Origin of the sequence: Candidatus Igneacidithiobacillus taiwanensis (assembly GCF_031962545.1) — a bacterium.
GTDB lineage: Bacteria > Pseudomonadota > Gammaproteobacteria > Acidithiobacillales > Acidithiobacillaceae > Igneacidithiobacillus > Igneacidithiobacillus taiwanensis.
Map to the genome: position 1 here is coordinate 39,951 of NZ_JAVRKK010000007.1, position 8,856 is coordinate 48,806.

The window sequence follows — 8,856 nt, forward strand, 5'->3', positions numbered from 1 at the left end:
ATGCACCAGCCCGATTATCGTGATGGAGCGGGTACCTATCGTTTTCCCTGGACCTATCTGCACGCCTGTAAGGACTACACCGACATGGTCGCGCACCTCGAGGCCAACCCCCAGGCGCGAGCGGTATTCAACTTTGTCCCGGTGCTGCTCGAGCAGCTCGATGACTACGCTGCACAGTTTCGTAGCGGCGTCTTCCGCGATCCTCTCCTGCAGGCCCTCGCCGCTCCCGATCTCAAAACCCTCGATAGTGCGCAGCGGCACGCTTTGCTCCAACAGTGTTTTCGTCTCGATCCAGAGCACATGCTCACGCCCTTTCCCGCCTATCGCCGTTTACAGGAGTTGTGGGAGTTCATTCGCCAGGACGCGGCGGAAATGAGCGATTACCTTTCGGTGAAATACCTTGCGGATCTGCTTGTCTGGTACCACCTTGCCTGGACCGGCGAAACCCTGCGCCGGCAGAGTCCTCTCTTGCAGCGGCTGCTGGCCAAAGGCAACGGCTTCGACTACGCCGACCGCAAGGCCCTGCTCGACTACCTGGGCGAGACGATCCAGGGGCTCCTGCCGCGCTATCGTGCCCTTGCCGAGGCCGGGCAGATCGAGCTCTCTAGTACGCCCTACCAGCATCCCATTGCGCCGCTGCTTCTCGATTTTGCAAGCGCCCACGATGGCCTGCCGGATGCGCCTCTACCAGTTTCTCCAGCATACCCAGGCGGCGCCGAGCGGGTGCAGTGGCAGTTGCAGAGGGCGCTGGCCAGTCACCGTGAGCATTTTGGGCGGGAGGCGGCTGGGATCTGGCCCGCTGAGGGGGGTATTTCGGCGGCCTTTGCCCAGCTCCTCGACGGCGAAGGGTTGAGTTGGGCTGCTTCGGGAGAGGGGGTGCTCGGGCGCAGTTTGGCCCACTCCTACCCCGAAACCGGTGCGGCGGGGGGGCGGGCGGAGTATCTCTACCGCCCTTATCGTCTCTCGGGCACCCGGCTGCAGCTTTTTTTTCGGGATGATGCCCTCTCCGATCGCATCGGCTTCGACTATAAGACCTGGTCTGGCCACGATGCGGCAACGGATTTTTTGCAACGCTTGGAGGCGATCTGGCGGGACACCCAGGATCAGCCGGCACCAGTCGTCAGCATCATCCTCGATGGCGAAAATGCCTGGGAATACTATCCCTACAACGGCTACTATTTTTTGAGCGAACTCTATCGACTGCTCAGCAATCACCCACATATACAGCTTTGTACCTTTGGCGATTTCGTCCGCGAGCATGGGGATGTGGCGCAAGAGATCCCGGTGCTGGCGGCCGGCAGCTGGGTCTACGGCAATTTCAGCACCTGGATTGGCGACCCGGCCAAAAACCGGGCCTGGGACCTGCTCTGTCACGCCAAGGCGGCGGTGGATGCCAAGATTGCTAGCTTTGCGCCGGCGCGGCAGGAAGAAATTCGTCAGCAATTAGCGCGCTGCGAGGGCTCCGATTGGTTCTGGTGGTTTGGCGACTATAATCCTGCCGATGCGGTGCGGGATTTCGACTCCCTCTATCGCGATCATCTGCGGCATCTTTACGCGCTTCTGGAGCTGCCCACCCCAGCCGAACTTGAAGAAGCCATCAGCCAAGGCGGCGGCAACGCCGAAGCGGGTGGTACCATGCGACGCGGTCAAGCCGAAGGAAACTAAGCCATGCCCCTGCCCCTCCTCTTTGGTGTCCACGCCCATCAACCCATCGGCAATTTCCCGTCGGTAGTGGATGACGCCGTCGAGCGTTGCTATCACCCCTTTTTGGAGGTGCTCGACCGCTATCCCGACTTTGTCTTTGCTTTTCACAGCAGCGGTTGGCTGCTTGCCTACATTGCCGAGCACCATCCGCAAACCCTCGCCCTGCTGCGCGGCATGGTCGCCCGCGGCCAGGTGGAACTGGTGGGCGCCGGGGATACGGAGCCGGTGCTGGCGGCCATACCGCAAATCGATCGCCTCGAGCAATTGCAGGCCATGACGGCGCGTCTGCAGGCGGATTTTGGGCAGAGTCCCGAGGGGGCTTGGCTTACCGAGCGGGTCTGGGACCCTTCGGTGGTTCCCGCCCTGGTCGATGCGGGTATCCGCTATGTGGTGGTGGACGACTATCATTTTCTCTGTGCCGGCCTGGAGAGGGAGGATCTCGGCAGCTTTTACCGCACCGAGGAAAATGGCCAGGCCATCGACGTTTTCCCCATTTCCGAGGCGCTACGCTATCGTCTGCCGTTTTCGGAAGTGGCCGAGGCCATCGCCTTTTTGCAGCAACAGGGCGAGGAGCAGCCGGGCAGCGCGGCAATTTATTTTGACGACATCGAGAAATTTGGGCTTTGGCCGGAAACCTACGATTGGGTCTACGGCCGCGGGTGGCTGGCGCAATTCATCGAGGCGGTACTCGCCTCCGACCGCATCCAGCCCCGCCACTTTGCTGCCTACCGCCGCGAGTCGCGGCCGCGCGGTATGATCTACCTGCCAACGGTATCCTACAGCGAGATGAATGCCTGGACCTTGAGCCCCAATGTGGCGCGGGAATACGCGCAGCTACTCGCTCAGGAACGCGATGCCGGTCGCTTGGAAGGCCGCAAGGCGCTGATTCGCGGCGGGATCTGGAAGGGTTTTCTGCATCGTTACCCCGAGGCCAACTGGATGCACAAGCGCATGTTGCAGCTGTCGGCGCGTTTCCATGCCTTGCCCAAGCGGCAGCAAAGCGCAGAGTTGCGTGCCGACCTGCATGCCGCCCAGGCCAACGATGCTTACTGGCATGGCCTTTTTGGTGGCATTTATCTGCCGCATCTGCGCCGCGCCGTGCATCACCACCTCACCCGTCTCGAGGCGGGCCTCGATGCCCTACGCAAGCGCCCGGCCCTATATTGGGACGATGTCGATCTCGATGGGCGGGAGGAGTGTTTTTATCACAGCGCTGCCATGCAAGTGGTACTGCATCTCCCCTATGCGAGCATTCAGGAGTGGAATCATTACCCCACCGAACATGATCTTGCCGATACCCTGGCGCGGCGGGATGAGGCCTACTACGACAAGATTCGCCAGGGCGAGACGGCGGCTTCCGGCGAGCACGGCAGCGGCATAGCTTCGGCCCATGACCGGGTGAGCTTCAAGACCGCCATCCACAGCGAGGATCTGGTTTTCGATGCCTACCCCTGTCAGAGCTTCCTCGACACTCTCGATGGCCAGCCGCCCCTGCACTACGAGCCGGTCGCCGCGGCCAAGACTCCGCACTTCCGCAGCCAGGCCCAAGACTGGCAAATCGACAAGGTCTATGTGCTCGAGGGCGAGGAGCTTTCGGTGTATTACTCGGGGGAGCGCAGCGCTGTTGGCGCCGAATCGACCTTGCAAACGCGACTGTATCTTGCCATGCCGAGCTGCGATGGCCCGGCGGGTTGCCTCCTTGTCGATGGCGAAGTAGTTGGTGGCTTTGCCGCGGAGCGTGGCGGCGAGGCGCGGGAATTCCGCCTAACGGATGCCGTTCTTGGCGGTAGTGTGGAGATCAGCCTCGATGGACGCACGACCTGGCGGGCCTGGCCGCACCAGACCGTCTCCCAATCCGAGGCTGGCTTCGAAAAGATCATGCAGGCCTGGGTCTTGGAGTTGCATTGGCCTTTGGCGGGCGATAGCTTTGCCGAGTCGGTGAAGGTGCGGGTACGGCGCGCATGAACAGCGGCTACCTGGGCATCGATGTTGGCGGCACCAACCTGCGCTTTGGGGTCTATGTGGGGGATCAGTGCGTCGCCGGCTACCGCACCGAAGTGAATCTGGCGGAGCGCTGCGCCCAGGCTGCAAACCCGGAAGCGGCCCAGCAACTGGTATTGGACGCCCTTGCCGGCGGTTTTCATCGTCTGCGCGAGCAATGCCCACAGTTGGCGGGGGTAGGGGTGGCTTTTCCTGGTTTCATTACCGCCGATGGCATCCTGCATCAATCCCCAAATTTGCCGCAATTGCACGATTTTGCTCTGGAAGCCGCTCTCGCGGAGCACCTGCAGGTGCCGGTGGTGTTGGAAAACGACGCCAATGCCGCTGCCTTTGGGGAGTTCCGCAGCTGTCAACAAAGCCATCCCGAATTGCAGTCACTCCTCTATGTGGGTTTAGGCACCGGTGTTGGCGGGGGCTGGGTGCATGCGGGGCGACCGTGGCGGGGACAACATGGCACGGCCATGGAAATCGGGCATCTCATCGTCGTTCCCGGTGGGCGCCGTTGTGGCTGCGGCAATCAGGGCTGCTTGGAGCAATATGCCTCGGTACAGGGGCTGGTTTCCAGCTACCTCGAATATAGCGGTATGCATGCCGATTCGCTGATCATTGCCCAACTGGCTCGTGATGGGAATCCGGAGGCGCGGCGCGCCTTTCAGGTCTTGGCGGAGTTTCTCGCCGCCGCCCTCGCGCACGCGGCAAAGCTGCTCGATTGTGGACAGATTCGCGTTGGTGGCGGTTTGAGTGGCGCCTGGGACTGTTTTGGCGATGAACTCGTGCAGCAGTTTCGTGCCAACCTGATTCCGGTCTTGCGCGAGGCGGTAGAAATTGGACCGGGTAATCACGATGACGATGCCGGGATGCGCGGTGCCGCCCTGCTCGCGCAGGAGCTGCTCTCGTCTTGATGCGGGTAGGGGTATTCGACTCCGGTTTGGGCGGGCTCAGCACTTGGCTGGCCTGCGCCCGCTTGCTGCCGGAGGCGGAGTATTTTTTCTTTGCCGATACCGCCCATGCCCCCTACGGCGACCGCAGTGCCGACGAAGTTCGCCAACTCACCGAGGCCGCGTACCAGCATTTTTCCGCGTTGGGCGTCGATGCCTTGGTCATTGCCTGCAACACCGCCACCAGTGCTGCCGTGGCGCCTTTGCGTCAGCAGGCAGCAATGCCGGTGATCGGTATCGAGCCGGCCATCAAGCAGGCCTTGGCTGCCAGCCCTGGCGAGGTTCTGCTCCTTGCCACGGAACTTACGGTGCGCGGCGAGAAGCTCGCGCGGCTGCGGCGGGAATGGGATACGGAGCAGCGGGTGCGGCCCCTGGCTTGCCCCGGGTTAATGGAGATCGTCGAGAGCCAAGCGGCGGACTGGCGTCAGCAGGCCGCCGCATACTGGCAGCATCACGTTGCGCCCGGCCTGGGAGCAAGTCAGGCCATCGTTTTGGGTTGCACCCATTATTGCTGGTTGCGGGAAGAGATCCGCACCTGGTCCGGCGGCTTGCCGATCTTTGACGGCAACGATGGTGTGGCGCGACAGCTCTACCGTCTGCTGCACAGGCAAGAGCCGGGCGGTCCCGGGGCATTGCCCGAGGAGTTGGTGCTACGCCTCAGGGCCTCTGCTGCGGCAACGGAAAAGCGCGCCGCCGCCCGGCAATTACTCCGGAGCAGCGGCGCCGAGGTAGAAGTCTTGCCCTACTAGTCGAGGGAGATGCCGTCTTTGCCGAGGGTGACGCCGTATTTCTTGGCTTGCTCCTCGCCTTGGGCGTAGGAAAGATTGGCGAGCTCTTCGGCATTCTTGGCTTTGCTCACCGCCTCATCATATTTGCCTGCTTTTTCGGCTGCCTCCGCTTCTTGCAAGAGCTTGGGGGTGGCCAACCACTGATAATGGATACTCGCGGCCTTGGCCATGGCCGCCTTGGCGGCGCCAATGGCCTGTTGGGCTTCGCTGGCGTTGGCGGCAAAGGCGGCGCTGCTGCAGAGAAGGGCCGCGCAGGCAAGACCGCTGATGAGCAATGGCTTCATAATGAATTCCTCCTTTCTTTCGATGGATCCCACGAACTCAGCCCAAGCAAAAAATGTTCCCTGTCAGATTCCGCGAGTTGGCCCTGGGTTTTGCCCCAAAAGGAACCATGGGCAGCTAGCTGAGGGTCCGAAAGAGCCAGTCAGATTTGTCCGAGGAGAAGGAAAAGGGCATGGATGGAGAGTCCGAGGAGCAGGCCCACCAGGGTGCCGTTGATACGGATGTACTGCAGGTCGCTACCGATTCCCTCCTCGAGAACGCGGATCATGTCGGCGAGGGGCCAGGCGAGGATGGTTTCCTCGATGTGATGGGTAAAGCGTGCCTGCAGGCTGGGGAAAAGGCGCCGCACGCTATCTTCCAGGTAGCCGTCGATGGCGGCGCGGAGGGCCGGCTGCTTGGCGAGTAGCGTTCCAAACCAGGCCGCACCACGCAGGAGGAGTTGCCGACTGCGGGAGTCTGCTGCCCGCAAGTCTGCCAGCAACCAGCGCTGCAGGTCGCCGACCACGCGATACACGTAGTCGCGCGCTGCTGGATGGGCAAGCAGCTCCTCTTGCCAAATGCGGATACGCGCCTGCAGCGCGGGATCCTGCTGCAGTCGCTGCAAGCTCTCGTGTAGCCAGCGATCGAAGGCTTGGCGTTTGGGATGCTCGGGGTTTTGGTGAATCTCGCTCAAGCTTTCCTGGGCCGCGCGCACCAGGTTGCGAGCCAGATTGCGACTGAACTGCGCCGGGTCGATGACTACTCCCAACCAGGAAAAGAGGGTGGGGTAGGCCCGTTGTAGGAGTTTTTCGATTTGCAGGGCCAATTCTTCCTGCACGTTCTCCTGCTGCAGCCAGCCATCGAGGCGGGCAATGGCATCACTGAGCAGGGCCTGATGGCGTCCATCTTCGGTAAGAAGTTGCAGGAGCTGGGCGCTCCAATGGGAGAGATCGAGACTGCGCAGTTGGGCCGCCAAGCTGGCGCCGAGGGCCTGTCGTAGGGGCTCGAGTTGCGCCAACTGTAAGGCCCGGTAGAGCAATTGCTGGAGCTGCTCGGCAAGGATGGCACGATTGCGCGGCCGGCGCAGCCAAACGCCAAGCCCGCGGGCAAAGGAAGCGCGCTGAATAAGACGCAGGATGGCCTCTTCTTGCAAAAAATGGGTGCGGATGAACTCCGCCAGCCGTTGTGCCAAGCGATCGCGGCGGCGGGGGAGGATGGCGGTATGGGGAAAGGGGATGCCAAGAGGATGGCGAAACAGGGCAACAACAGCAAACCAATCGGCGAGAGCGCCGACCATGGCCGCCTCACTACCGGCGAGTAGCCAAGCATAGGGTCCGCGCCCGCGCTCCAGGGCGGCCCAGAGGAAGAGGGCAAAGGCAAAGAGCAGCAGGGCCAGGGCCAGACGTCGATTCTGACGTAAGCGGGTGGAGGCAGACTGGGTCATGGGGCAAGCATAGCATTGCCACGGCTTGCCGGGGCACTGTCCTTTCTGTCATTGTGCCCAAGCAGAAAGCGTTGGAGGCGGGTATGGAGAGGGAATTGCGTCTGGAAGCCGATTTTGCCGCGGAACTCGAGGGCTTATACGCGCCCTGGCAAGCGGCACCGATACCCAACCCCCAGCTCTGTCTGCTGAACGAGGGCTTGGCGATCGAATTGGGTCTTCCCCTCGCGCCATTGCGCACAGAAGCTGCGGCGCTGCTCAGCGGGCAACGTCCGATTCCTGGCAGTCGTCCCCTTGCGCAGGCTTATGCCGGTCACCAATTTGGCGTCTTCAACCCGCAGCTGGGGGATGGGCGCGCTCTGTTGTTGGGAGAATGGCGTGATCCCCAGGGGCGGCTTTGGGATCTGCATCTCAAAGGCTCGGGGCGCACACCGTTTTCGCGCGGGGGCGACGGCAAGGCTGCCCTTGGGCCGATGTTGCGCGAATATGTTCTCGGCGAGGCCATGCATGCCCTGGGTATTCCCAGCACCCGCGCCTTGGCGGTATTGCGCACCGGCGAGGCGGTACAGCGCGAGCGTCCGCTGCCGGGGGCGATTTTGGCGCGGGTGGCGGCTAGTCATCTGCGCGTTGGCACCTTTCAGTATGTGGCAATCCGCGAAGATGAGGCGCTCCTGCGCCGTCTCTGCGACTATGCCATCGCCCGTCATTACCCGGAACTGCAGGCGGAAGCCGGCGGCACTCGGTATTTGGCCTTCCTTACCGCAGTCATGGAACGGCAAGCGCGGCTCATTGCCCAGTGGATGGGGGTGGGCTTCATTCATGGAGTGATGAACACCGACAACATGAGCATTGCCGGAGAGACCATCGATTACGGCCCCTGTGCCTTTCTCGATGCCTACGACCCGGCCACGGTGTTCAGCTCCATCGATCAGAATGGTCGCTATGCCTATGGCGAGCAGCCGCGCATCGGGCAGTGGAATCTGGTGCGTTTGGCCGAGTGCCTCGTGCCTTTGGTGGACGCGGATGTCGACCACGCCATTGCCCAGCTCACCGACGTGTTGCAGCGCTTTCCAGCGCGCTACCAGCAGGCCTGGCGGGAGATTTTTGCCGCAAAATTGGGGATATTGGCGGTGCGCGAAACGGACGATGCCCTCTTGGAAGATTTTCTTCAGCTTCTTGCCGACGAGCATCAGGATTTTACCCTCGCGTTCCGCTCCTTGGCGGCAGATCTGCAGGCCATGCCAGTGGCGGAGCGGCAGCGCCTGGGCATCCCCGCCAGCCCGGCAAGTTGGCAGCCGTGGCGGGAGCGTTGGTTGCAGCGCCTCGGTACCGATCGCCCGCAGTCGGCCATTGGCGCGGCCATGGATCGCGTCAATCCCATCTATATTCCCCGCAATCATCAAGTAGAGATCGCCCTGGCCGCTGCCAGCGAGGCCGACGACTGGCGCCCACTGCATAAGCTCCTCGAAGTGCTCGCTAATCCCTACAGCGCCCGCCCGGAGTATCTGCCCTACAGCGAGCCCATGCCCGGCGGCTTCGGCCCCTACCGCACCTTTTGCGGGACCTGAGCGGGGCTCTGCTTTTGAGGCAGAAACGCCGTTAATAATACAAGTGGTTGCATGCATCTCCTGCATAAGTTCACAAACCTTTGGCACTTCTTTGGCGAGGGAGGAGTGCCATGCAGGTTCAACATGTCGGGTACCGGATCCGGGGGTTTTACCGG

General features: G+C 62.1%; 7 protein-coding genes. 5 read left to right on the forward strand and 2 right to left on the reverse strand.

The window, feature by feature from the left end; all coding sequences use genetic code 11:
* From RTI30_RS02240 to murI, 4 genes are read left to right on the forward strand one after another with little or no spacing between them, the layout of a single operon-like run.
* Nucleotides 1-1,665 (forward strand): glycoside hydrolase family 57 protein, encoded by a 1,665-nt coding sequence (locus RTI30_RS02240; protein WP_312261884.1) that lies wholly within the window; start codon nt 1-3, stop codon nt 1,663-1,665.
* A 3-nt stretch (nt 1,666-1,668) separates the two neighbouring features.
* On the forward strand, nt 1,669-3,669 hold the full coding sequence (locus RTI30_RS02245) for an alpha-amylase/4-alpha-glucanotransferase domain-containing protein (RefSeq protein WP_312261882.1): 2,001 nt from the start codon (nt 1,669-1,671) through the stop codon (nt 3,667-3,669).
* Nucleotides 3,666-4,607 (forward strand): ROK family protein, encoded by a 942-nt coding sequence (locus RTI30_RS02250; protein ID WP_312261880.1) that lies wholly within the window; start codon nt 3,666-3,668, stop codon nt 4,605-4,607. Before RTI30_RS02245 ends, RTI30_RS02250 begins: the two co-directional genes overlap by 4 nt.
* Nucleotides 4,607-5,392 carry a glutamate racemase gene (gene murI, locus RTI30_RS02255; RefSeq protein WP_312261962.1) on the forward strand — a complete coding sequence of 262 codons (786 nt, stop codon included), beginning with the start codon at nt 4,607-4,609 and terminating at the stop codon, nt 5,390-5,392. The genes RTI30_RS02250 and murI overlap by 1 nt, the downstream gene beginning before the upstream one ends.
* Here the strand turns inward: murI and RTI30_RS02260 are convergent.
* Both RTI30_RS02260 and RTI30_RS02265 read right to left on the reverse strand, forming a co-directional pair.
* Nucleotides 5,389-5,715, reverse strand: coding sequence for a hypothetical protein (locus RTI30_RS02260; protein ID WP_312261878.1), 327 nt, complete (start codon nt 5,713-5,715; stop codon nt 5,389-5,391). The two genes, murI and RTI30_RS02260, sit on opposite strands and share 4 nt — an antisense overlap.
* Nucleotides 5,716-5,855: 140 nt before the next feature.
* Complete coding sequence (locus tag RTI30_RS02265; RefSeq protein ID WP_312261876.1) at nt 5,856-7,136, reverse strand: DUF445 domain-containing protein; 1,281 nt, start codon at nt 7,134-7,136, stop codon at nt 5,856-5,858.
* 83 nt (nt 7,137-7,219) lie between these two features.
* Here RTI30_RS02265 and RTI30_RS02270 point away from each other — a divergent pair, with 83 nt between their 5' ends.
* Nucleotides 7,220-8,701 (forward strand): protein adenylyltransferase SelO family protein, encoded by a 1,482-nt coding sequence (locus RTI30_RS02270; protein WP_312261874.1) that lies wholly within the window; start codon nt 7,220-7,222, stop codon nt 8,699-8,701.
* The last annotated feature ends 155 nt before the right edge of the window (nt 8,702-8,856 follow it).